This is a genomic window from Pseudomonas sp. NFACC41-3 (assembly GCF_900109505.1).
GTDB lineage: Bacteria > Pseudomonadota > Gammaproteobacteria > Pseudomonadales > Pseudomonadaceae > Aquipseudomonas > Aquipseudomonas chlororaphis.
On the sequence record NZ_FOAE01000003.1, the window covers coordinates 18,035 to 40,666 of the forward strand.

Genomic DNA, 22,632 nt, shown 5'->3' on the forward strand with positions numbered 1-22,632 from the left:
ATGCGTTGCCTGTTATTCGCCTGTCTGCTGCTCGGATCAGCCCATTCGTTTGCCCTGGATCGCTTCCAGGTCGAAGGCTACATGCTGCCCAACGGCCTGCAGTTGCTGCTCAAGCCGGGCAACGTGCGCGGCCACGTGGCGATTCGCCTGGTGGTCGGGGTAGGGCTGGACGACTTCGGCTGCGCCGACAAGGAACTGCCGCATGTGCTCGAACACCTGCTGTTCAGCGGCATCGACGCCAGCGGTGAGGGCGGGCTGGAGGAACGCATGCAAGCTCTGGGCGGCGAGTGGAACGCCTACACCAGCAATGCCGATACCACGTTCGTCATCGAGGCTCCGGCGAAAAACCAGCGCAAGGTGCTGGACCTGCTGCTGGCCCTCTTGACCCGTACCGAGCTCGACGACAACGCATTGCAAACGGCGAAACGGGTGGTCGAGCGCGAGGACGGCGGGCATTACTCGCACCTGCAACGCTGGCTGGACCGCCAGGACCTGGGCCATACCGCCAGTAATCAGTTGGCGGTGGAGCTGGGCCTGAAGTGCGCCGAACGGGCCGAGGTCGATCAACTGACCCTGGAACAGCTGGAGCAGCTGCGCAAGAACTGGTACGCGCCGAACAACATGACCCTGATCGTCGTCGGCGACCTTGACCGCCTGCTGCCGGCCTACCTGGAACGCAGCTACGGGGCGCTGGAACCGGTGGAGCCCAGCGAGCACCAGGGCCTGCCGGACATTCAACAAACGGCCGCCGCCGAGCGCAGCCTGATCCACGGCTGGGTCGGCGACAGCGCCAAGCTGCACTGGCTGTTCCCCGAGCCGATCCTCGACCGGCAGCACGATGAAACCTTCGATCTGCTCAAGGATTACCTGGACTGGGCGCTGTACCAGAAGCTGCGCCTGCAACATGAGCTGTCCTACGGGCCGAACAGCGAACGCGAGGTGTTCGGCGGCGTCGGCTTTCTCAGCCTGAATGCCGACCTGGAGCGCGCGGACGTCCCCGAGGCCCGGCAAGCGATCGACGAGCTCAAGGCGCAGCTGCTCAAGGACGGCCTGGAGCCGACCACCTTCGCCCGTCTGCAACAGGCCGCCATTGCTCGCCAGGCCTGGGCGGTACAGGGCAATAGCGCCCTGGCGGACTACTACTGGGGCGCCTTGAGCGACTACGCGGACGGGCGTTTCAGCGACCCGGCCAAGCGCCTGCAAGCCGTCAGCCTGAAGCAGGCCAACCAGGCCGTGCGCCAACTGCTGGAACAGCCCGGCTACCTGCGGATCGAAAAACCGCTGCTGAGCTATACGGTCTTGAGCGGGCTGATCGGCGCACTGCTATTGATTGTTTTTGCTCTGTTCGGCTGGCGGGCTTATCGCAAACGAATCCGTGCCTGATGCGTCTTTTGTCATGCTAAACCGTTATTCTGTCGGGGATTTTTTCTAGTGTGATCGCCGAATGCCAAACCTGACTCATTACATGCAGCGCATCCTGGAACTGATGAAGCGCTACCCAGGGGTCATTGCGCTCGGCGGTTTCATTTCCGGTGTCGGCAGTTTCATCCTGGTGGACCGCCAACAGGGCCTGGCCACCTGGATCGCCGTGATCATGCTGGTGAGCTGGATCTGGCTGATGCTGGAAAACAGCCTGACCCAGCTGTTCACCAGGATCTTCAAGCGGGAAATCCCCCAGCCGCTGCTGCGTTACGCAACGCAGATGATTCACCAGGAAAGCCTGTTTTTCGTCCTGCCGTTCTTCTTCATCACCACTGCCTGGAACAGCGGGCAGCTGGTATTCACTGGCCTGCTGGGCGCCTCGGCGCTGGTCTCGATCATCGACCCGCTGTACTACAAATGGCTGGCCCCACGCCGCTGGCTGTTCCTCGCCCTGCACACCCTGACGCTGTTCGCCGCATTGCTGACCGCGCTGCCGATCATCCTGCACCTGACCACCGCGCAGAGCTTCAAGCTGGCCCTGGGCATCGCCATGCTGTTGTCGTTCCCCAGCCTTGCGTCGATCTTCCCGATCCGCAACCTGCGCGGCGCGCTGATGCTGCTGGGCATGACCCTGGCCATCGGCGGCACTGGCTGGCTGCTGCGCTCCTGGGTTCCGCCGGCGACCTTGTGGATCGCCGAGGAAGCCATCAGCACCCAGTTGCAGGACCGCACCCCCGGCGCCAGCCTCAAGGAGGTCAGCGCCAACGACGTGCGCAGCGCCGGGCTGTATGCCTACACCGCGATCAATGCGCCGCGCGGGCTGGACGAGCGCATTTATCACGTCTGGCAATTCAACGGTAAAGAGGTCGACCGGGTGGCCCTGGACATCCACGGCGGGCGCAAGGAGGGCTACCGCGCCTGGTCGCACAAGCAGAACTTCCCCGGCGATCCGACCGGCAGCTGGCAGGTCCGGGTGCTGACCGAAGACGGGCAGGTGATCGGCGTGCTGCGCTTCAAGATCACCGGCACCAACGGGCAAGACTCAGCACCTTAGTACAAGGCAAAGTCGTCTCGATCGTGGTATTACGTAGCACTGCGTAAAAACCATGCAAGCACGGAGCTTATGACTCAGAGCACGACGGCCGGCAGTGCCCAACTGGATACGTCGAGTTCCCCCTCGCGGTTGCGAGTCGCGGGAGACTGGACGCTCGTCCATTACACCGAGCTCAAGCACCTCTGCGAAAAGCTCACCGGACAGTACGACGCCAGCACCCACATCGACCTCAACGGCCTCGGCGCCCTGGATACCGCGGGCGCCTCGCTGCTGGTCGAGCTGCTGGGCTCCGAGCGTCTCGGCCAGTCCACCGAACACCCCGATTGCACCTTGTCTTCGGCCGACCGCGCGCTGCTGCAGACCGTCTACTGCTCGCTGACCGACTTCTGCGTGCCGCTCAAGGAGCCGGAAATATCGGTCGGCATCCAGTTGCTGACCCGGATCGGCAAGGCGGTCGACGCCATCTGGCAGGACAGCCTGAAGCTGCTGGGTTTCGTCGGCCTGATCCTCGAAACCCTGGCCCGCGGCCTGCTGCGCCCCAAGCGCTGGCGCATCACGCCGATGGTCGCGCATATCGAGCAGACCGGCCTCGACGCCGCGCCCATCGTCGCCTTGCTGACCTTTCTGGTGGGCGCCGTGGTGGCCTTCCTCGGCGCCACGGTGCTGCAGAGTTTCGGCGCCAGCATCTTTACCGTGGACCTGGTGGCGTTCTCCTTCCTGCGTGAGTTCGGTGTGCTGCTCACCGCGATCCTCATGGCCGGGCGAACCGCCAGCGCCTTCACCGCGCAGATCGGCTCGATGAAGGCCAACGAGGAAATCGACGCCATCCGCACCCTGGGCCTGGACCCGATGGAGCTGCTGGTGCTGCCCCGGGTCCTGGCGCTGCTGGTGGCGCTGCCGATGCTGACCTTCCTGGCGATGCTCTCGGGGATTGTCGGTGGCGGGGTGGTCTGTGCGCTGTCGCTGGATATCTCGCCGGCGATGTTCCTCGCCTTGCTGCAATCGGACATCGGCGTGCAGCACTTCCTGGTGGGCATGGTCAAGGCGCCGATCTTCGCCTTCCTGATCGCCGCCATCGGCTGCCTGGAAGGCTTCAAGGTCAGCGGCAGCGCCGAATCCGTGGGCGCCCACACCACCTCCAGCGTGGTGCAATCGATCTTCGTGGTGATCGTCCTCGATGCCGTCGCCGCGCTGTTCTTCATGGAGATGGGCTGGTGAACCGTTCAACCCGTCCGCCCGCCGAGGCGGTGATCGAAGTCCGTGGCCTGTGCAATCGCTTCGGCCCGCAGAGCGTGCACGAAAACCTCGACCTGGACCTGTACAAGGGCGAGATCCTCGCGGTGGTCGGCGGTTCGGGCAGCGGCAAGTCGGTGCTGCTGCGCAGCATCATCGGCCTGCGCCAGCCCAGCGCAGGTTCGGTACGGGTCTTCGGCCAGAACCTGCCGAGCCTGGCGGAACATGAGCGCTCGCTGATCGAACGGCGCTTCGGCGTGCTGTTCCAGAAGGGCGCGCTGTTTTCGTCGCTGACCGTGACCGAAAACGTCGCCCTGCCGCTGATCGAGCATGCCGGCCTGAGCCGCGCCGACGCCGAGCACCTGGCGGCGGTGAAACTGGCGCTGGCCGGGCTGCCGCTGTCGGCGGCCGACAAATACCCGGCCTCGCTGTCCGGCGGCATGATCAAGCGCGCCGCCCTGGCCCGGGCGCTGGCCCTGGACCCGGACATCCTGTTTCTCGACGAACCCACCGCCGGCCTCGACCCGATCGGTGCCGCGGCGTTCGACCAATTGATCCTGACCCTGCGTGACGCCCTGGGCCTGAGCGTGTTCCTGGTTACCCATGACCTGGACACGCTGTACACCATCACCGACCGGGTGGCGGTGCTGGCACAGAAAAAGGTGCTGGTGGCGGATGCCATCGACCAGGTCGCCGAGACCGACGACGCCTGGATTCACGAATACTTCCATGGCCCTCGCGGCCGCGCGGCGTATCAGGCCGCTACACAGCTCAACGAGGTATGACATGGAAACCCGAGCCCATCATGTCCTGATCGGCCTGTTCACCGTGATTGTGGTGGTCGGCGCCCTGCTGTTCGGCCTGTGGCTGGCCAAGTCCAGCGTCGACACGGAGTTCAAGGACTACGAGATCATCTTCAACGAGGCCGTCAGCGGCCTGTCCAAAGGCAGCGCCGTGCAGTACAGCGGGATCAAGGTCGGCGATGTGGTCAGCCTGCGCCTGGACCCGAACGACCCGCGCCGGGTCCTGGCGCGGATCCGCCTGAGTGGCGAAACCCCGATCAAGGAAGACACCCAGGCCAAGCTGACCCTGACCGGCATCACCGGGACCTCGATCATCCAGCTCAGTGGCGGTACTCCACAAAGCCAGTCGCTTCTGGGCAAGGACGGCAAACTGCCGGTGATCGTCGCTTCGCCATCGCCGATCGCCCGCCTGCTGAACAACAGCGAAGACCTGATGACCAGCGTCAACCTGCTGCTGCACAACGCCAACAGCATGTTCTCGCCAGAGAACGTCGAGCGCATCGGCAACACCCTCGAACACCTGGAGCAGACCACCGGAGCCATCGCCGAACAGCGCGGCGACGTACGCCTGGCCATGCAGCAACTGGCGTCCATCGGCAAGCAGGCCAGCGCCACCCTGGAACAGACCACCGCACTGATGCGCAACGCCAACGGCCTGCTCAACGAGCAGGGCAAGCAGATGTTCGGCAGCGCCGGGCTGGCCATGCAATCGCTGGAACAGAGCAGCGCCACCATCAACAAACTGCTGACCGACAACCAGGACTCGCTGAACAATGGCATCCAGGGCCTCAATGGCCTGGCGCCGGCCGTGCGTGAGCTGCGCGATACCCTGAGCTCGCTGCGGGCCATTTCGCGTCGCCTGGAAGCCAACCCCAGCGGCTACCTGCTGGGCAGTGACAAGAACAAGGAGTTCACGCCATGAAGCGTGCCTATCGCCCATTTGGCCGGCTGGCCCTGGCCGCCGGATTCGCCTTGAGCGGCGCCTGCTCGATCCTGCCCCAGGCCGACCCGGTGGATATCTATCGCCTGCCCACGGCCCAGAGCGCCACAGCCCGGCCTCAGGGCCACGCGCAGCCCTGGTCCCTGCGCCTGACCAAACCCCTGGCGAGCGACGCCTTGAACAGCGCGAGAATCGCTGTGATCCCCCAAGGCGATGTGATCAGCAGCTACAAGGACGCGCGCTGGAGCGATCCGGCGCCGGTGCTGCTGCGCAATCGGCTGCTGGACGGATTCCTCGCCGATGGCCGGGTGCAGTTGCTGGGCACCGACGACAGCGATGTGCAGACCGATCTCGAACTGGGCGGCAACCTGCAGGCATTCCAGAGCGAATACCAGGGCAAGGCGGTGGCGGTGGTGATCCGCCTGGATGCGCGCCTGGTGCGCGGCTACGACCAGAAGATCCTGGCCAGCCAGCGCTTCGAAGTGCGCCAGCCGCTGAACGATACCAAGGTGCCGGCGGTGGTCGCCGGGTTTGGCCAGGCCGGGGATGCCTTGAACCGGCAGGTGGTGGAGTGGACGGTGAAGCAGGGCAGTCAACTGGTCAGGCGCTGATGGCCTCATCGCGGGCAAGCCTCGCGCCTACAGGATGGTCCTGGTAGGAGCGAGGCTTGCCCGCGAATCGTTCCGAGCCTTAACCGAAGAACCAGTAGCACACCGCAATCGCCGCCACCACGCCGGCCAGCTCGGCCAGCAGGGCGCAGCCGACGGCATGGCGCGCCCGCTGGATACCGACCGAGCCGAAGTACACCGCCAGCACATAGAAAGTGGTCTCGGTACTGCCCTGGATCGTCGCCGCGGCCAACGCCGGGAAACTGTCCACGCCCTGGGTCTGCATGGTTTCGATCAACATGGCCCGCGCGGCGCTGCCGGAGAAGGGCTTGACCAGGGCCGTTGGCAGGGCATCGACGAAGCGTGTGTCCCAGCCAGCCCATTCCACCAGATAGCGGATGCCGTCCAGGCCGAAGTCCAGGGCGCCGGAGGCGCGCAGCACGCCCACCGCGCAGAGCATGGCCACCAGATACGGCAGCAGGTTCTTGGCGACGTCGAAACCTTCCTTGGCGCCCTCGACGAAGGCCTCGTAGACCTTGACCTTGCGCAGCGCGCCAATCACCAGGAACAACATGATCAGGCCGAACAACGTCAGGTTGCCCAGGATCGACGACAGCGACGCCAACGCGGTGGCCGACAGCGTGGCGAGCAAGGCCATGAAGCCGCCCAGGGCCAGGGCGCCGGGAATCAGGTAGGCCAGCACCACTGGGTCCCACAGGCGCAAGCGCTGCATCACCGCGACCGACAGCAGGCCGACCAGGGTCGAGGCGCTGGTGGCCAGCAGGATCGGCAGGAACACCAGGGTCGGGTCGGCGGCGCCTTGCTGGGCGCGGTACATGAAGATGGTCACCGGCAGCAGGGTCAGGGACGAGGCGTTCAGCACCAGGAACAGGATCTGCGCGTTGCTCGCCGTGGTCGCGCTGGGGTTGAGGTCCTGCAAGGCGCGCATGGCCTTGAGGCCGATCGGCGTGGCGGCGTTGTCCAGCCCCAGGCCATTGGCCGCGAAGTTCAGGGTGATCAGGCCGATGGCCGGGTGGCCGGGCGGCACTTCCGGCATCAGGCGACTGAACAGCGGGCCCAGGGCCTTGGCCAGCCAGTCGACGATCCCGGCCTTTTCGGCGATCCGCAAAAAGCCCAGCCACAGGGTCAGGGTGCCGAACAGCAGCACCATCACTTCCACCGACAGCTTGGCCATGGCGAAGATACTTTCCACCATCGCCGCGAAGATCCCGGCGTTACCGCCGACCAGCCACTGCGCCAGCGCTGAAACGGCCGCCACGATGAAGAAGCCAAGCCACAGGCCATTGAGCATCAGTTATTCCCCCAGAAGATGCGGCGAATGATAGCGGTGCAGACAGAAACGACAAACCCCGGATTGACCGGGGTTTGTCGATGATCACGGCTACAACTGTCAGCCTTTGGTGACTTCACCGGCCGGCAGCGGCTCCTTGCTGCGCCAGTGCGGCAGGGAATTCCAGTAGCGCTGGCCCTTGGCGTCGTCGTACATGCCTTCCCAACGCGCGATGACCAGGACCGCCAGGGCGTTGCCGATCACGTTCAGCGCGGTACGGGCCATGTCCATGATGCGGTCGACACCGGCGATGAAGGCCAGGCCTTCCAACGGAATGCCCACGCTGCCCAGGGTCGCCAGCAGCACCACGAAGGACACGCCCGGTACGCCGGCGATGCCTTTGGAGGTGACCATCAGGGTCAGGACCAGCAGCAGTTGCTGGCTGATCGACAGGTCGATGCCGTACAGCTGGGCGATGAAGATCGCCGCGATGCTCTGGTACAGGGTCGAACCGTCGAGGTTGAACGAGTAACCGGTCGGTACCACGAAGCTGCAGATGGCTTTCGGCGCGCCGTAGGCTTCCATCTTCTCGATCACCCGCGGCAGCACGGTTTCCGAACTGGCGGTGGAGTAGGCCAGCACCAGCTCATCCTTGAAGATGCGCATCAGCTTGATCACCGAGAAGCCGAACAGGCGAGCGATCAGGCCCAGGACCACGAAGGCGAAGAAAACGATGGCCACATAAACCAGGATCACCAGCTTGGCCAGCGGCAGCAGGGAGGCGAAACCGAAGTTGGCCACGGTCACCGCGATCAGGGCAAATACGCCGATCGGGGCGTAGTTCATGATCATGTGGGTGACTTTGAACATGCTTTCCGAGACGCCCTGGAACATCTTCACCAGCGGCTCGCGCAGGTCGGCCTGCAGGCTCGACAGACCGAGACCGAACAGCACCGAGAAGAAGATGATCGGCAGCATCTCACCGCGGGCCATGGCCGCGAAGATGTTCGATGGGATCAGGTTGAGGATGGTTTCGATGAACGCGTGTTCATGCTGTACCTCGGCGGCGGTCGCCTGGTACTTGGAAATATCCACGGTACCCAGGGTGCTCATGTCGATACCGGCGCCCGGGTGGAACACGTTGGCCAGCACCAGGCCGACCAGGATCGCGATGGTGGTGACGATTTCGAAGTAGATGATGGTCTTCAGGCCGATACGCCCGAGCTTCTTCGCGTCGCCCACGCCGGCGATACCGACGATCAGCGAGGAGATCACGATCGGGATCACGATCATCTTGATCAAGCGGATAAAGATATCGCCCGCAGGTTGCAGGACGTTGCTGATCCACCAGGCTTTTTCGGCACTGAAATGGTTGAGCAGCGCACCAATTGCAATCCCCAGCACCAGACCGATGAGGATCTGCCAGGCGAGGCTTAGTTTTGCCTTCTTCATATCATTACCCTTACTTCAGTTGGACTCGGGCTGATGCGCGAACTGGAACGCTCAATGGCGGAAAAGTCTGTGCATCGGCCCCCGTATAAGGTCACCCCGAGCGAGCATTTACGGCTCTCTGCAGGCGAAAAAAGGCGCAACTATTCCGACGCAAGGGGGGCGCGTCTAATGCCGTAAACGCCTACCCTATGCCGAATCGGCATGAGTTTTTCTAAACGAAACGGGCGTCCCAACCGGTTCGAATGTGACATTTCGGCCCGACCATCTGCCGTGAAACGGCCATTTCAGGCGGCATTCAGCGCTTTTGGGCGGGCTCGGAATGACCCTCGAAAGAAGGGAAAGTTCTTACGTTAGAACCAGAAATCTCATCTGGAAAAAGCCAAAAGTTTCTCGATGTACGGTCGCAAGGAAACACCGTGAAACGGTTAGACCAGGCAACTCGGAATATTTGTCGCGACCCCCTGCCTGAAAAAGCAGGCCACCGCTCTGCCACAAAGGTTTGTGGCATTCAAACACGACGCAAGTCGTCAAGCCTGAGCGGCTGGCGAACTTGCGCCGCAGTTTTTCCTGACCCGGCCCTCGCGGAGGCACTCCCTGTACCCCTAGGTCACTCCGATCCGGTTGCGATCAGAACGTCCCGGCCCCCTGGTCATGCGCGGCCCCTCCTCGGGGCGGTGCAACAGAAAGCAAGGCTCGGATGGGCGCTTGCTTTCCATGGTCGAACCTTCGAACAGTCAACTCAGTACCAGTTCGGGTCCTTTTTCAGCTGTTCCTTGAGCAAGCCCTGCATGCCAGCGTCCGGCTTGCCGAGAAAGCGGTATTCGGCATGGCGGGTCGGCGACTTGTCCGCGGGCAGGCCCGCCGGCACTTCGACCAACATGGCGTAGGCGTCCTTCTTGTCGAAACTGAACGCCACGATCAGGCGCTGGTTGCGACAGGTATCGCGGGTTTCGCAAAGCGGACCGACCAGGTACTTGTCGCCGTCTTCTTCCACCGCATTCATCTGCTGCGCGTCACCGGACAGGTTCATCACCCATTCCGGCAGGCGCTCTTCCTTTTCGACGACTTCCTGCCAGGTTTCACGGTATTGCGGGTCACTGTTCAACAACTCGTTGACCCGGGTCTGACCGTCGTTGGCCGCCATCGCCGTGGCCGCGCCGCCCAGCAACAGGGCGGCGGCCAATGTTTTCAAAGAAACGCTCATGCTCAACCTCGACCACGACGGCCAAAGAAGAAGGAAACGATGAACATCACCAGGAAAACGACAAAGAGAATCTTGGCGATACCCGTGGCGGTGCCCGCGATACCACCAAAGCCCAGTACCGCGGCGATGATGGCAATGATCAGGAATGTGATTGCCCAGCTCAACATGGTCATTCTCCTTACGCTTCTATTTAGAGGTACTGCCTAGCCGGCCCGCCGTTGCGCACCGACTGTCCTGCCTAGAACACCCAGCGCTCCTGATAAGCCGTGTCGGTGGCAGGCCGAGCCTGGTCGACGTCCATCAGAAGTATCGGGGCGGAATCGGCAAACCGAGTGCTGACTGCACTGAAGTGGGTTTGAGTGGGGTGAGAAACCGGCAACCTCACAGCTTCTTGCTGCTGACTTTGCTCCCAACGTGAAAACTGCTGACCGCCAATCAAGGTCACCAGCAATGCCAGGCTGGCGAACAATCCCTGCTGCAGATGCAGGGACGAAACAGACAATGGGGCGAGACGTTGGCGTTTCATCCGGAAGCTCCTCCCATGGGGGTCATTGTTCTCAACGCTTGTTGCTGTGCCTGCGGCTTGTTCAACCGAGCCTGATCAGGTTGTTGCAGCCTGCATGCCAGCTTTCATGATTAAAATAATCTCAATAAAAACAATTGCTTGTAATCAGATTGGGAGGTTTGCCATACGCCATCCTGCACGATGCCGCCCTGGATACCGTGCGAATTGCACGATCGGCCCGGTACTTGAGGAAAAAAGCGCAGCTGAAAATGCATGGAGTACAGTGGCGAAATCGGGAAAGGCCTGCGGGCAGGTCCTAAAATCAATAAAAAACCTATTGTTTTCAACCGATTAGCAATAGAGCCAGGAGATAACTAATCTGCACGCCGTGAAATCGATCAGAATTAACCATGCAACTTGCCCGATTTTTCCGGGACTAAATAAGATCACTCACTTCAGGAGCCTCGGACATGGAATCAGCACCGGAAAATCAAGGCCGCATTCTTCTGGTAGATGATGAGTCCGCGATCCTTCGTACCTTCCGTTACTGCCTGGAAGACGAGGGCTACACCGTCGCCACGGCCAATAGCGCCGCTCAGGCCGATACCTTGCTGCAACGCCAGGTGTTCGACCTGTGTTTCCTCGACCTGCGCCTGGGCGAGGACAACGGCCTGGACGTACTGGCCCAGATGCGCATCCAGGCCCCCTGGATGCGGGTGGTCATCGTCACCGCCCATTCGGCCGTCGATACCGCGGTGGACGCCATCCAGGCCGGCGCCGCCGACTATCTGGTCAAGCCCTGCAGCCCCGATCAACTGCGCCTGGCGACCGCCAAGCAGCTGGAAGTCCGCCAGCTCTCGGCGCGCCTGGAGGCCCTCGAAGGCGAAGTGCGCAAACCCAAGGACGGCCTGGACTCGCACAGTCCGGCGATGAAAGTGGTGCTGGAAACCGCCCGCCAGGTCGCCGGCACCGACGCCAACATCCTGATCCTCGGCGAGTCCGGCACCGGCAAGGGCGAGCTGGCCCGGGCCATTCATGGCTGGAGCAAGCGCGCCAGGAAATCCTGCGTCACCATCAACTGCCCGTCGCTGAACGCCGAGCTGATGGAGAGCGAGCTGTTCGGTCACAGCCGCGGGGCCTTTACCGGCGCCAGCGAAAGCACCCTTGGCCGGGTCAACCAGGCTGACGGCGGCACGCTGTTCCTCGACGAGATCGGCGACTTCCCGCTGACCCTGCAACCCAAGTTGCTGCGGTTCATCCAGGACAAGGAATACGAGCGGGTCGGCGACCCGGTGACCCGCCGCGCCGACGTGCGCATCCTCGCCGCGACCAACCTCAACCTCGAGGACATGGTGCGCGATGGACGCTTCCGTGAAGACCTGCTGTACCGCCTGAACGTGATCACCCTGCACCTGCCGCCGCTGCGCGAACGCAGCGAAGACATCCTGACCCTGGCCGACCGTTTCCTGGCGCGCTTCGTCAAGGAATACGCCCGTCCCGCCCGTGGCTTCAGCGACGAGGCCCGCGAAGCGCTGCTCAACTACCGCTGGCCGGGCAATATCCGCGAGCTGCGCAACGTGGTGGAACGCGCCAGCATCATCTGTCCCCAGGAAAAGGTGGAGATCAGCCACCTGGGCATGGCCGAGCAACCGACCAACAACACCCCGCGCATCGGCGCTGCCTTGAGCCTGGACGAGCTGGAGAAAGCCCATATCGGCGCCGTGCTGGCCACCAGCGATACCCTCGACCAGGCCGCCAAGACGCTCGGCATCGACGCCTCGACGCTGTACCGCAAACGCAAACAGTACAACCTGTGAGCCGCCCCTCATGAAGTTAGCGATGAAACTGCGCACGAGACTGTTTCTGAGCATCTCGGCGCTGATCACCGTGGCGCTGCTCGGCCTGCTGCTCGGGCTGGTCAGCGTGATGCAGATGGCCAAGACCCAGGAAGCGCTGATCCGCAACAACTTCATTACCCTGGACCTGGGGCTCAAGCTGCGACAGACCCTGGGCGACCAACTGCTCATCATGCTCAACCACAACCCTGACCGGACGGCGCTGGACGACTCCAGGCAGGAATACCTGGCCCTGCTCGAGCAGGGCATCGAGCATGAACGGCAAAACAATGTGCGTAACGGCTTCACCCAGGCACGCGACGACTACCAGCGTTTCTTCGAAGCCTTCGAGCGCGCCGACGGGACCCCGGCAGGGGTCAATGGCAATACCGAACTGACCCACCGCTTCAATACCCTGCGCAATGGCTTGATCGGCGAGCACAAGCAGGCCCTGGACAACATCAATGACATCGAGCACCAGGCCCGCAATCGCGCCCTGCTGATCGCCGGCCTGCTCGGCCTGGTCGGGCTGGCCGTGCTGATCATCGGCTTCATCACCGCCCACGGCATCGCCCGGCGCTTTGGCGGCCCCATCGAAGCGCTGGCCAAGGCCGCCGACAATATCGGCCAGGGCAACTTCGACGTGACCCTGCCCCTGTCTGCGGCTGCCGAGATGAACTTGCTGACCCGGCGCTTCGGAATCATGGCCCAAGCCCTGCGCGAGCATCAGGCCACCAATGTCGACGAACTGCTCGCCGGCCAGCAGCGCCTGCAATCGGTGCTCGACAGCATCGACGACGGTTTGCTGATGATCGACCGCCAGGGTCACCTGGAACACCTCAACCCGGTAGCCCAACGCCAGCTGGGCTGGGACGATGAATGCCTCGGACAAGGGCTGGGCAGCGCCCTGCAGCGACCGGAACTGGACGAGCAACTGCAACTGGTATTGCGCGGCGGCACCCTGGAACGGGCGCCGGAAGACCTCAGCGTCGAGGTCGATGGCGAATCGCGCCTGCTGACCTACAGCCTGACCCCGGTCAGCCATCCCCAGGGGCATATCCTCGGCGCGGTGATGGTGCTGCACGACGTCACCGAGCAGCGAGCCTTCGAGCGTGTGCGCAGCGAGTTCGTATTGCGTGCCTCCCATGAATTGCGCACCCCGGTCACCGGCATGCACATGGCGTTCGGCCTGTTGCAGGAACGCCTGCGCTTCCCGGAGGAGTCCCGCGAAGCCGACCTGCTGAACACCGTCAACGAAGAAATGCAGCGCCTGATGCAACTGATCAACGACCTGCTGAACTTCTCGCGTTATCAGAATGGCCTGCAGAAGCTCACCCTGGCGCCTTGCACCCTGGAAGAGCTGCTGGAGCAGGCGCGCAACCGCTTCATCGGCACCGCCACGGCGCAGGGCATCGAGCTGCGGGTGGAGCTCCAGGCGCCGTTGCCGCGGCTGCACGCCGACCGCATGCAACTGGAGCGGGTGCTGGACAACCTGATCGACAATGCCCTGCGGCATACCGCCAAGGGTGGCCTGATCCGCTTGCAGGCCCGCCGGCATGGCGAGCGGGTCATCATCAGCGTCGAAGACAACGGCGAAGGCATCGCCTACGGGCAACAGGGGCGGATTTTCGAACCCTTCGTCCAGGTCGGACGCAAGAAAGGCGGGGCCGGCCTGGGCCTGGCGCTGTGCAAGGAAATCGTGCAACTGCACGGCGGGCGCATGGGCGTCTATTCACGGCCCGGGCAGGGAACCCAGTTCTATCTGGCCTTGCCCCTCTAGGGGCTAGGCCCCGTCATCCAGGCGCCGCGGCCCCAGGCGGCGCCCGCGGGTAATCAGGTCGATGAATTGCACCGCGCTCAGCGCATGGGCGAACAGCCAGCCCTGGCCAAAACGCACACCCTCGCTGCTCAGCAGCAACGCCTGATCCTCGAACTCGATGCCCTCGGCAATCACCTTCAGCTGCAGGGCATGGGCCATGCGAATGATGTGCGGGGCGACGCCGCTGCTGGCGGCGTCATGCCCCAGGGCATCGATGAATGCCTTGTCGATCTTCAGGTAATCCACCGGCAGGGTCTGCAGGTACGCCAGGCTGCAATAACCCGTGCCGAAGTCGTCGATCAGCACCTGATGGCCAACGTCCCGCAAGGCTTGCAGGTTATGCCGGGCGACCACCACATCGATCAGCCCGCGCTCGGTGACTTCGAAGGCGATCTGCCGCGCCGCCACCCGATGCAGCGCCAACAGGCGCGCCATCACCTTGCCGATCCGCGGCACCATGACATCGCAGGCCGCCAGGTTGACCGAGATGTACAGCTGCGGGTTGGCCCGCAACAGATGCCCCAACTGTTCGAGCAGGCGTTGCAGGACAAAATCGGTGATCGGGCGGATCTGCCCGGTGTTCTCCGCCATGGGAATGAACAGGTCCGGGCTGGTCAGGGTGCCGTCCGGACGACGCCAGCGCAGCAGGGCCTCGGCGCCGACACACTGGCGCGTTCGCAGATCGAAGATGGGTTGATACAGCACCTGCAGCTCGCCGCGGCGCAGTGCCCCCTGCAATTCGGCGCCCAGGGATTGGCGCTGCCCGGCCAGTTGAAAGGCCAGGCCGCCAATAAAGACCGCCAGCACCAGGCTGCTGGGCAGCAGCCACCACCACCCCTCGAAGATTTCTCGCTGCATGTTGGTGCGGGGGGTGACGAGCACCATCTGATACTCCGGATTGCTGGTGGGCATCCGGTAGATCAACTGGTCCTGGGTCACCAGCAACGGGCTGCGTCCCGTGGGCGGCCACGGTTCGGTCGGCGGCCAGTCCAGCGCCGGTCCCAGCACCGGGATGGCCCGCGAGCCATGGTCGAGAACCACCATCAGGCTACTGTTGGCGGGCAGGTCGACCATATCGGTCAGGTGCCCGCGAGACGTCGCCACGCGGAAGTTGCCGCGCCCGAGCATCAGGGCCGCGCGGTTTTCATTGGGTTCGGCGGAAGTGTTCAGCCAGTAGCTGTAGGTCGGGCCGCGGATATCCGGCGGCCGCATCACGGCCAGGTTGTCCTGGAGCGGCCAGTTGGTGCAGGCCTGGGCTGCATCGATATAGGCCGCCTCATAAATGAAGCGATAACTGAAGCTGATCTGCTGCAGGGCCACGACCATCTCGGGGCTGCATCCGCGCAGGGGCTGCGCCTCGAGTACGTCCAGGCCTTCACGCAACTGACCGAACAGTTGCTCCAGGCGTTCGAGAAAACGCTGGCCCTGGGCATTCATCTGCTCGCTTTCGCGTAGTTGCGCCTCGTGCATCGCAATGCCCAGGCTCGCCGCCAGCAGCAGGGCCGCACTCAACACAGCCGCACACATCGCCAACAGCCAGGGGCGATAGAACCAACTGCGTAGGGGTTCGCGAGCGGCCGGCATCATTGGATATCCGAGGGTTACCAATGAGTTATAGCTACTGATTGAGAAAAAACCCTGACCGTCGGGCGGGCGTCATTATTTTGTCTGGTTGAGCACCTGCAGGATCGCAGCGCTTTCTGCATCCGGCTGGCCGTCGAAACGCGACGACCGGTAATGCATCTGGAACGCGGCCAGCACGTGACGGGTCGCCACATCCAGTTCGCCGGTCTGCGGCGTCTCATAGCCCAGGCGAGCCAGCTCTTGCTGGAACCAGGCGATGCTCGGCAGCGACGCGGCAAAGAACGCCTGCTGGCGCGCCACCGCCTGGGCGTTCGGCCACCGGCCCAACCCGGCTTCGGCCAGACGCTTCCAGGGGAACAGCGGACCCGGGTCGAGCTTGCGCAGGGGAGCGATATCACTGTGGCCGATAATGTGCTGTGGCGCGATGTTGTTGCGCTTGCTGATGTCCTTGAGCAGCACGATCAGGCTCTGGACCTGCGCTTCGCTGTAGGGATACCAGACACGCCCGGTGGGCAGGTCGCGAAAGCCCGGGTTGACGATCTCGATCCCGATGGAACTGGAGTTCAGCCAGGTACGGCCTTGCCACTGGCTCTCGCCGGCGTGCCAGGCGCGGTATTGCTCGTCCACCAGCTTGTAGATGGTCGCCGCCTTATCGTCGCCGATCAGGTAGTGGCTGCTGACCTGGCCATGGGTCAGCAGTTGCAGGGAGCGCTCCATCGAGGCCGAGGTGTAATGCACCACCACGAATTGCACCCGCTCATCGAAGTTGACCGAAGGGTGGCTGGTATCGAAACGCGGACCGCTGGCGCAACCGGCCAGCAACAGAAGGGACAAGGCGAGGACAAGAACTTTCATGGCGGAAGGCAGTACGCTGGAGAAAATAATGCAACAGTGTAACGTACTGCCTTTGCGGAAAACCGGCGAAAACACCGGTTTATACAAAATGGAACAAATTATGCGTCAACCCAGTTCCACCCGGTTGCGCCCCGCCTCCTTGGCCCGATAGAGCGCCTGATCGGCTCTCTTGAGCACCAGATCGCTGCGCTCTCCCGGCTTGAAGGCACTCATGCCGATGGACATGGTGATGGTCACCCGCTCGCCCTTGAAGTGAAACGGACAGGCTTCGATGGCCGCCCGCAGGGATTCCGCCAGGCGCGCCCCGACCGGCCAGGTGGTATCGGGTATCAGCAGGACGAACTCTTCACCGCCGAAACGGGCGATGAAATCGTTGCCGCGCAGGCGCTTGCGCAGCACGCCGGCGATGATCTTCAGCACCTTGTCGCCGGCCAGGTGACCGTAGTTGTCGTTGATGCGCTTGAAGTGGTCGAGGTCGAGCATCGCCAGCAACAAGGTGTTGCCATGCTGCTGCCACTGCGCCACTTCATGCTCCAGACGCTCGCTCCAGGCCGCCCGATTGGGCAGGCCGGTGAGGGGATCGATCAGCGCTTTCTGCCGCTGTTCTTCCAGGTGCTCGCGGTAGCCCTGGGCTTCCTGCTCCATGCTCGACACCCGCTCGGCCAGGCTTTGCAGGCGAGCAGCCACTTCCTTTTCGCGTTCGTCACGCTGCTTCTGGTGATGGTCCATGGTGCCAAGCAGGCCTTCCAGGTGGCTTTCCAGCACCTGCTTGAGATCGTCCAGATCCGCCGCTTCCTGAACGCTGCTTTGCAGGCCATCGACCTGCTCGCGAATCTGCGTGTCCATCTCCCGCGCCGCCGAGCTGCTGTCGGCGTGACCTTCGCTGGCGGCCTGCAGGTTGCTCTGGAAGGATTCCAGGCGCTCGTTGAGTCGCTTGAGATACGCCTCGAATTCATGCTGGCCGCTATCGGTGATCGCCAGCATCAATACTGCCAGATCGTCGAGGATCGGCAGCAATTCGTACCAGTTCAAACCATGTTGCAAGCGATCGCGCATGGACTCGGCTTGCGGCCGATGACGTTCTGGCAGGCTCAGGTCATCCAGAAGGCCGAGCAGGGTATGTTCGATGTGCTTGGCCACCGAACTGTAGGAGGGCTCTGGCGTGTCGGGCAGGGCATACAGCACATCCTGCTCGGCCTGCTGCGGGTCGATCGCCGCCAGCGCCTCGGCCATGGCCGCCGGCAACGGCAAGCGATCGAGCAGCACAGGCGCCGGGGCCGCCTCGGCGGGGGCGGCAACGATCAATTCGTCCGGGTTGGAAAGAGCAACCGCAGCCTCGACAGTCGAAGGCTGCACGGCCGGCGGCACTTCAATGGATTCAGGCGTGGCCGGCGACGGCGATTCCTGTGAGTCCAGCAGCGGCGGGGCCGGCTCGACGGCGATGGGTTTCTCCGACTCCAGCACCGGCGGTACAAAGGCCTCGACCTGGGCAGCCGTGGTTACCTCGGGCAGTGCTTGCGGTTGTGGCTCGGGCGGCAGGCTGGCAGCAGCGAGCTCCTCGACCACAGGCGCAGGCACAGGGGCTTCGGACGGCCGTGCGGACGCGGCTTCGACACGAGGCGGGGGGGGCGTTTCAACCGTAGCTCTTTCAGCCGTTGCCAGTGGCTGTACCGCAACCGGGCTCGCCACCACCGCAGGCATTTCGGCCGCGGACAGGACAGGCGCTTCGTCAGCGTCACGACCACCAAACAGACGCTGCAGCAAACCTGGGCGGGGCGGCTCCGCGGGGTTCTCCAGCTGGCTCAGCGCCTTGCCTTGCAGGCCGCTCAGTTCACCCAGCAACAGTGGAATTTCCCGGGCTTGCCCGACGCGACCATCCAGTTGCTTGGCGAAGTTTTTCAGCGGACGGCTCACCTCGCGAGGCAACGGCAGCTTCTGCAACTGGCTGACCAGCGAGGTCAGGGCCGTGCTCATTTGCTCGATGCGGGTCTCGCGGCGCTGCTCGGAGTCCAGCACGGCTTTTTCCAGGCGCGGCAACAGGGCCGCCAGGGCCGCATCCATATCGTCGGTGCGCACCACCTCGCGCATTTCCTTCATGCACTGGTCGACAGCGCGATCAGTACCTTCGGCCGCCAGCGTGCTGCGCACCAGGCCACGGCGAAGCAGGTCGAGGCGGGCATTCCAGCGTCGCTCGAGTTTTTCCTGTTGTTCGATACTTTTGAGGTACTTCTCTTTCCAGCGCTGGGCGTCGTCGCTCATTCATGGGTTCCGCGAGGGGCAGGACTCAGCGCGGGCAATGCATCGGCCGTGAGCGAACCCGGCAGACGAATCTCTACCGCGACCGGCAGGTGATCGGAAATCGGTTGGGCCAGGACTTCGACCCGCTCCAGCGTCAGGCTGGGGCTGAGCAAAATATGATCAAGACAGCGTTGCGGGCGCCAGCTGGGGAAAGTCGCTTCCAATTGCGGCGCCAGCAGGCCGAGGTCGCGCAACGGCGAATGTTCCAGCAGATCGCTGGCATGGGTATTCATGTCGCCCATCAGCACCTGATGCTTGTAGCCGCCGATCATCTCGCGGATGTAGGCCAGTTGCCGGGTACGCGTACGGGCGCCCAGGGCCAGGTGCATCATCACCACCACCAACGCCTCGGGACCATCGCCGAAGCGTAAAAGAATCGCACCGCGGCCCTTGGGGCCGGGCAGCGGATGATCTTCGATCGCCCAGGGACGCAGGCGGCTGAGCACGCCATTGCTGTGCTGGGCCAGGCGGCCAAGGTTGCGATTGAGCTGTTGGTACCAGTAGGGGAAGGCGCCGAGTTGGGCCAGGTGCTCGACCTGATTGACGTAGCCCGAGCGCAAGCTGCCGCCATCGGCTTCCTGCAGGGCGACCAGATCGAAGTCGCCCAGCAGATCGCCGATCCTTTGCAGGTTGTCGGCGCGCCCGTTGTGCGGCAACAGGTGCTGCCAGCCACGGGTCAGGTAATGCCGATAACGTTCGGTACTGATACCGACCTGGATATTGAAACTGAGCAACCGCAGACGGCTGTCTGCCGGCAGGCCGGAGGACGCCACATGGTGCTCGTTGACCCGCGGATCATGCAGGCCAACGATGCGCTCCGTACCCCAACGTCGCATGGCCGGGGCCCGCTTACTTGGCCGCCCGCTCTTTGGCGATCAGCTGGTCGGCGACGCTCAGGGCACCTTCAGGGCCACCGGCGGTGCCCAGGTCGAAGCGGTACTTGCCGTTGACGACCATGGTCGGCACGCCGGAGATCTGATAGGCCTGAGCCTTCTTCTTCGCGTCCTCGACCTTGCCTTTGACGGCGAACGAGTTGTAGGTGCTCAGGAATTTGTCCTTGTCGACGCCTTCGCCGGCCAGGAACTCGGCCATTTCCTCTGGGGATGCGAGTTTCTTGCCGCCATGGATGGCTTCGAATACCGCTTTGTGGACCTTGTGCTCGACACCCATGGCTTCCAGGGTGATGAACAGTTGGCCGTGAACGTTCCAGATACCGCCGAACATGGCAGGGATGCGCACGAAGTTGACGTCGGCCGGCAGTTTTTCAGCCCATGGGTTGATGGTCGGCTCGAAGGCGTAGCAGTGTGGGCAGCCATACCAGAACAGCTCGACCACTTCGATCTTGCCAGGCACCGCAACCGGAACGGCGCTGCTCAGCTCTACATATTGTTTACCGGCTTCAAGTGGCTCGGCGGCTTGAGCAGTCATGCCAAACAGGCTGGCGGTGACGAGAGCGGCGCTGAGAATCAGATTACGCATGCTTTACTCCTGAACAAGTAAGGTCGCCTCGCGCGGCCTGTTCGCAGACAGGTCATAGCAGGGCTTGAGTTCGCTAGTGTAGCGGCAGACGCCATAAAAAAGGGCGGCCTGAGCCACCCTTTATGCTTTCATCGACAGATTAATCGATCATTAACGTTGCGCAAGATAGACCCTTTCGCAACATGATCGCCGGCCTCAGTGCAGGCCCTGGATGTAGCTGGATACCGCTTCGATGTCCTTGTTGCTCAGCTTGGCGGCGATGCTGCGCATGATCATGGTGTCGCCGTCGTTGGTGCGGTTGCCTTCGCGGAAGTCGGTCAACTGCTTGGCTACGTACTGAGCATGCTGGCCACCCAGGTGCGGGAAGCCGGCGGCGGCGTTACCCGTGCCATTTGGCGAGTGGCAACCGGTGCAGGAAGGCATGCCTTGATCCAGCTTGCCGCCACGGAACAACTCTTCACCGCGAGCCACGACTTTCGGGTCTGCCGCGCCGACGCTGCCTTTCTGGCTGGCGAAGTAGGCGGAGAGGTCGGCCAGGTCCTGGTCGCTCAGGTTGGTCAGCAGGCCGGTCATTTCCAACACCTGGCGCTTGCCGGACTTGATGTCGTGCAACTGCTTGTTCAGGTAACGCTCACCCTGACCCGCCAGCTTTGGAAAGTTAGGCGCCATGCTGTTCCCATCCGGACCATGGCAAGCACCACATACGGCGGCTTTCGCCTGACCGGCAGCAGCGTCGCCTGCAGCATGGGCGACACCTGTGATGCCCAAGGTCAACAGCAGACTCACGAGTAATTTGTTCATCAGCTAATCCAACTACGGCTAAGGGTTAAGAGTTATGGACCGGGATCACTCGCTCATCCAAAGGATGATGGCTCGGTAATCCTCGGCACTGCAGTCCATGCACAAACCACGCGGCGGCATCGCCTTGAAACCCTGGGTCACGTGTTGCACCAGCGTCTCCATACCTTGCGCCAGCCTCGGCGCCCAAGCTCCCTGGTCCCCCTTGCGGGGAGCCGTTGGTAGTTGGCCGGAATGACAAGCCCCACAAACACGGTTGTACACAGCTTCCGGATCCTGTGTAGCCTGAGCGCTGTAAAGCGGTATCAGGACGCCGGCAGCCAGCAGCCATTTCGTCATAAAACGACCTTTTCAGGGTTGAGAGCGTGCTGCGTTCTAATGCGCAATCAAGGTCTATCGCTCTCGTGAACTTCATCCTACGCTGGGACAAAGCGCACACAAAATCTGCGGCATTATATACTGGCGCTACTGAAACGGAAACGACACCGCTCGCCGCGTCCATTCTCGGCACCGCCCCTATCGGAAATCCCATGCAACTCAAAAATCCCATTCTTGGTCTGTGCCAACAGTCCACTTTCATGCTCAGCGCCGCCAAAGTCGATCAATGCCCCGACGACGAAGGCTTCGAAGTGGCCTTCGCCGGGCGTTCCAACGCCGGCAAATCCAGCGCCCTGAATACCCTGACCCATGCCAGCCTGGCACGCACCTCGAAAACTCCGGGCCGCACGCAGCTGTTGAACTTCTTCAAGCTAGACGACGATCGCCGTCTGGTCGACCTGCCGGGTTACGGTTACGCGAAAGTACCGATCCCGCTCAAGCAGCACTGGCAGCGTCACCTGGAAGCCTACCTGGGCAGCCGCGAGAGCCTGAAAGGGTTGATTCTGATGATGGACATCCGCCATCCGATGACCGACTTCGACCTGCTGATGCTCGACTGGGCCGTCGCCAGCGGCATGCCGATGCACATCCTGCTGACCAAGGCCGACAAACTGACCTACGGCGCGGCCAAGAACACCCTGCTCAAGGTGCAGTCGCAAATCCGTAAGGGCTGGGGCGATAACGTCACCATCCAACTGTTCTCGGCACCAAAACGCATGGGCCTGGAAGAGGCCTACACTGTACTGGCGGGCTGGATGGAACTGGCGGACAAAGGCGCAGAAACCGAGGCCTGAAAGACATACGCAAAACTGCCTGTGGTGTGATCAGGCAAGGCAAAAACTGGCGGGAACGGCTGGGGTCGCATTCGACTTTAGGGGCCTAAATGAGCATTTCCCGCCAGTTTTTAACGCAGCATGATCGCGCCACAGGCAGTTTTGGGGCAAAAAAAACCCCGGACTTCGTATGGGGAGGGGAAGTTCGGGGTCCAAGTTCCGGACCGCTAGGGCGGGGTCCAGATATCTGCCAACACTTAACACAACATAGGAGCATCGAAGGGCTTCACCAGCCATTCAG

Annotated in this window: 21 protein-coding genes; 9 read left to right on the forward strand and 12 right to left on the reverse strand. The window is 62.8% G+C overall.

Going from position 1 to position 22,632, the window contains the following annotated elements; genetic code table 11:
- The 6 genes from BMY68_RS14275 (at position 1) to BMY68_RS14300 (ending at position 6,063) form a co-directional block, all read left to right on the forward strand.
- Positions 1–1,383: a M16 family metallopeptidase gene (locus BMY68_RS14275; RefSeq protein WP_085532557.1), complete on the forward strand. Its 1,383-nt coding sequence runs from the start codon at positions 1–3 to the stop codon at positions 1,381–1,383.
- Positions 1,384–1,444: 61 nt separating this feature from the next.
- A complete protein-coding gene (locus BMY68_RS14280) occupies positions 1,445–2,476 on the forward strand; it encodes a DUF5924 family protein (RefSeq protein ID WP_085532559.1) in 1,032 nt (343 codons plus the stop codon).
- Positions 2,477–2,545: 69 nt separating this feature from the next.
- Positions 2,546–3,694, forward strand: a complete 1,149-nt coding sequence (locus BMY68_RS14285; RefSeq protein ID WP_053263263.1) for an ABC transporter permease — start codon at positions 2,546–2,548, stop codon at positions 3,692–3,694.
- Positions 3,691–4,494, forward strand: coding sequence for an ABC transporter ATP-binding protein (locus tag BMY68_RS14290; RefSeq protein WP_009041542.1), 804 nt, complete (start codon positions 3,691–3,693; stop codon positions 4,492–4,494). The genes BMY68_RS14285 and BMY68_RS14290 overlap by 4 nt, the downstream gene beginning before the upstream one ends.
- Position 4,495: 1 nt before the next feature.
- Entirely contained in the window at positions 4,496–5,434 is a 939-nt protein-coding gene (locus tag BMY68_RS14295) for an MlaD family protein (RefSeq protein WP_009041541.1), read from the forward strand.
- The gene (locus BMY68_RS14300) at positions 5,431–6,063 is read left to right on the forward strand and encodes an ABC-type transport auxiliary lipoprotein family protein (RefSeq protein WP_062824096.1); all 633 of its coding nucleotides are present in this window, start codon (positions 5,431–5,433) and stop codon (positions 6,061–6,063) included. Before BMY68_RS14295 ends, BMY68_RS14300 begins: the two co-directional genes overlap by 4 nt.
- Before the next feature lie 79 nt (positions 6,064–6,142).
- On the opposite strand, the gene BMY68_RS14305 is transcribed toward BMY68_RS14300, so the two are convergent.
- The 5 genes from BMY68_RS14305 to BMY68_RS14325 form a co-directional block, all read right to left on the reverse strand.
- Positions 6,143–7,372 (reverse strand): nucleoside recognition domain-containing protein, encoded by a 1,230-nt coding sequence (locus tag BMY68_RS14305; RefSeq protein ID WP_062824097.1) that lies wholly within the window; start codon positions 7,370–7,372, stop codon positions 6,143–6,145.
- A 99-nt stretch (positions 7,373–7,471) separates the two neighbouring features.
- Positions 7,472–8,803: a glutamate/aspartate:proton symporter GltP gene (gltP, locus tag BMY68_RS14310; RefSeq protein ID WP_085532561.1), complete on the reverse strand. Its 1,332-nt coding sequence runs from the start codon at positions 8,801–8,803 to the stop codon at positions 7,472–7,474.
- 739 nt (positions 8,804–9,542) lie between these two features.
- Entirely contained in the window at positions 9,543–10,007 is a 465-nt protein-coding gene (locus BMY68_RS14315) for an inhibitor of vertebrate lysozyme family protein (protein ID WP_007924277.1), read from the reverse strand.
- 2 nt (positions 10,008–10,009) lie between these two features.
- Positions 10,010–10,174 (reverse strand): DUF1328 domain-containing protein, encoded by a 165-nt coding sequence (locus BMY68_RS14320; protein ID WP_009041538.1) that lies wholly within the window; start codon positions 10,172–10,174, stop codon positions 10,010–10,012.
- A 71-nt stretch (positions 10,175–10,245) separates the two neighbouring features.
- Entirely contained in the window at positions 10,246–10,533 is a 288-nt protein-coding gene (locus tag BMY68_RS14325) for a hypothetical protein (RefSeq protein WP_085532563.1), read from the reverse strand.
- A gap of 449 nt (positions 10,534–10,982) precedes the next feature.
- Between BMY68_RS14325 and algB the strand changes: the two genes are divergently transcribed.
- Together algB and BMY68_RS14335 are read left to right on the forward strand one after the other, a co-directional pair.
- Positions 10,983–12,329 carry a sigma-54-dependent response regulator transcription factor AlgB gene (gene algB / locus BMY68_RS14330; RefSeq protein ID WP_009041536.1) on the forward strand — a complete coding sequence of 449 codons (1,347 nt, stop codon included), beginning with the start codon at positions 10,983–10,985 and terminating at the stop codon, positions 12,327–12,329.
- 10 nt (positions 12,330–12,339) lie between these two features.
- Complete coding sequence (locus BMY68_RS14335; RefSeq protein WP_085532565.1) at positions 12,340–14,127, forward strand: KinB sensor domain-containing domain; 1,788 nt, start codon at positions 12,340–12,342, stop codon at positions 14,125–14,127.
- Between the two features lie 3 nt (positions 14,128–14,130).
- Here BMY68_RS14335 and BMY68_RS14340 read toward each other — a convergent pair whose 3' ends face one another.
- The 7 genes from BMY68_RS14340 to BMY68_RS14370 all read right to left on the reverse strand — a co-directional run bounded on the left by BMY68_RS14340 (position 14,131) and on the right by BMY68_RS14370 (position 21,519).
- Positions 14,131–15,753: an EAL domain-containing protein gene (locus tag BMY68_RS14340; protein ID WP_114761151.1), complete on the reverse strand. Its 1,623-nt coding sequence runs from the start codon at positions 15,751–15,753 to the stop codon at positions 14,131–14,133.
- Positions 15,754–15,825: 72 nt separating this feature from the next.
- A complete protein-coding gene (locus tag BMY68_RS14345; RefSeq protein WP_085532567.1) occupies positions 15,826–16,605 on the reverse strand; it encodes an N-acetylmuramoyl-L-alanine amidase in 780 nt (259 codons plus the stop codon).
- 105 nt (positions 16,606–16,710) lie between these two features.
- A complete protein-coding gene (locus BMY68_RS14350) occupies positions 16,711–18,864 on the reverse strand; it encodes a GGDEF domain-containing protein (protein WP_085532569.1) in 2,154 nt (717 codons plus the stop codon).
- Complete coding sequence (locus tag BMY68_RS14355) at positions 18,861–19,739, reverse strand: endonuclease/exonuclease/phosphatase family protein (protein WP_009041531.1); 879 nt, start codon at positions 19,737–19,739, stop codon at positions 18,861–18,863. Before BMY68_RS14355 ends, BMY68_RS14350 begins: the two co-directional genes overlap by 4 nt.
- A gap of 13 nt (positions 19,740–19,752) precedes the next feature.
- Positions 19,753–20,382, reverse strand: coding sequence for a thiol:disulfide interchange protein DsbA/DsbL (locus BMY68_RS14360; protein ID WP_009041530.1), 630 nt, complete (start codon positions 20,380–20,382; stop codon positions 19,753–19,755).
- 195 nt (positions 20,383–20,577) lie between these two features.
- Positions 20,578–21,183: a c-type cytochrome gene (locus tag BMY68_RS14365; RefSeq protein ID WP_009041529.1), complete on the reverse strand. Its 606-nt coding sequence runs from the start codon at positions 21,181–21,183 to the stop codon at positions 20,578–20,580.
- Between the two features lie 45 nt (positions 21,184–21,228).
- The gene (locus tag BMY68_RS14370; RefSeq protein ID WP_009041528.1) at positions 21,229–21,519 is read right to left on the reverse strand and encodes a c-type cytochrome; all 291 of its coding nucleotides are present in this window, start codon (positions 21,517–21,519) and stop codon (positions 21,229–21,231) included.
- Between the two features lie 191 nt (positions 21,520–21,710).
- Here BMY68_RS14370 and yihA point away from each other — a divergent pair, with 191 nt between their 5' ends.
- Complete coding sequence (yihA, locus tag BMY68_RS14375) at positions 21,711–22,352, forward strand: ribosome biogenesis GTP-binding protein YihA/YsxC (RefSeq protein WP_007924293.1); 642 nt, start codon at positions 21,711–21,713, stop codon at positions 22,350–22,352.
- Positions 22,353–22,632: the final 280 nt, after the last annotated feature.

Coding starts and splice junctions, on each gene's coding strand:
- BMY68_RS14285 (WP_053263263.1), top strand. CDS start 2,546: ATGACTCAGAGCACGACGGCCGGCAGTGCCCAACTGGATACGTCGAGT.
- BMY68_RS14365 (WP_009041529.1), bottom strand. CDS start 21,183: ATGAACAAATTACTCGTGAGTCTGCTGTTGACCTTGGGCATCACAGGT.
- BMY68_RS14295 (WP_009041541.1), top strand. CDS start 4,496: ATGGAAACCCGAGCCCATCATGTCCTGATCGGCCTGTTCACCGTGATT.
- algB (WP_009041536.1), top strand. CDS start 10,983: ATGGAATCAGCACCGGAAAATCAAGGCCGCATTCTTCTGGTAGATGAT.
- BMY68_RS14325 (WP_085532563.1), bottom strand. CDS start 10,533: ATGAAACGCCAACGTCTCGCCCCATTGTCTGTTTCGTCCCTGCATCTG.
- yihA (WP_007924293.1), top strand. CDS start 21,711: ATGCAACTCAAAAATCCCATTCTTGGTCTGTGCCAACAGTCCACTTTC.
- gltP (WP_085532561.1), bottom strand. CDS start 8,803: ATGAAGAAGGCAAAACTAAGCCTCGCCTGGCAGATCCTCATCGGTCTG.
- BMY68_RS14355 (WP_009041531.1), bottom strand. CDS start 19,739: ATGCGACGTTGGGGTACGGAGCGCATCGTTGGCCTGCATGATCCGCGG.
- BMY68_RS14300 (WP_062824096.1), top strand. CDS start 5,431: ATGAAGCGTGCCTATCGCCCATTTGGCCGGCTGGCCCTGGCCGCCGGA.
- BMY68_RS14305 (WP_062824097.1), bottom strand. CDS start 7,372: ATGCTCAATGGCCTGTGGCTTGGCTTCTTCATCGTGGCGGCCGTTTCA.
- BMY68_RS14335 (WP_085532565.1), top strand. CDS start 12,340: ATGAAGTTAGCGATGAAACTGCGCACGAGACTGTTTCTGAGCATCTCG.
- BMY68_RS14370 (WP_009041528.1), bottom strand. CDS start 21,519: ATGACGAAATGGCTGCTGGCTGCCGGCGTCCTGATACCGCTTTACAGC.
- BMY68_RS14320 (WP_009041538.1), bottom strand. CDS start 10,174: ATGTTGAGCTGGGCAATCACATTCCTGATCATTGCCATCATCGCCGCG.
- BMY68_RS14360 (WP_009041530.1), bottom strand. CDS start 20,382: ATGCGTAATCTGATTCTCAGCGCCGCTCTCGTCACCGCCAGCCTGTTT.
- BMY68_RS14350 (WP_085532569.1), bottom strand. CDS start 18,864: ATGAGCGACGACGCCCAGCGCTGGAAAGAGAAGTACCTCAAAAGTATC.
- BMY68_RS14280 (WP_085532559.1), top strand. CDS start 1,445: ATGCCAAACCTGACTCATTACATGCAGCGCATCCTGGAACTGATGAAG.
- BMY68_RS14345 (WP_085532567.1), bottom strand. CDS start 16,605: ATGAAAGTTCTTGTCCTCGCCTTGTCCCTTCTGTTGCTGGCCGGTTGC.
- BMY68_RS14340 (WP_114761151.1), bottom strand. CDS start 15,753: ATGATGCCGGCCGCTCGCGAACCCCTACGCAGTTGGTTCTATCGCCCC.
- BMY68_RS14275 (WP_085532557.1), top strand. CDS start 1: ATGCGTTGCCTGTTATTCGCCTGTCTGCTGCTCGGATCAGCCCATTCG.
- BMY68_RS14315 (WP_007924277.1), bottom strand. CDS start 10,007: ATGAGCGTTTCTTTGAAAACATTGGCCGCCGCCCTGTTGCTGGGCGGC.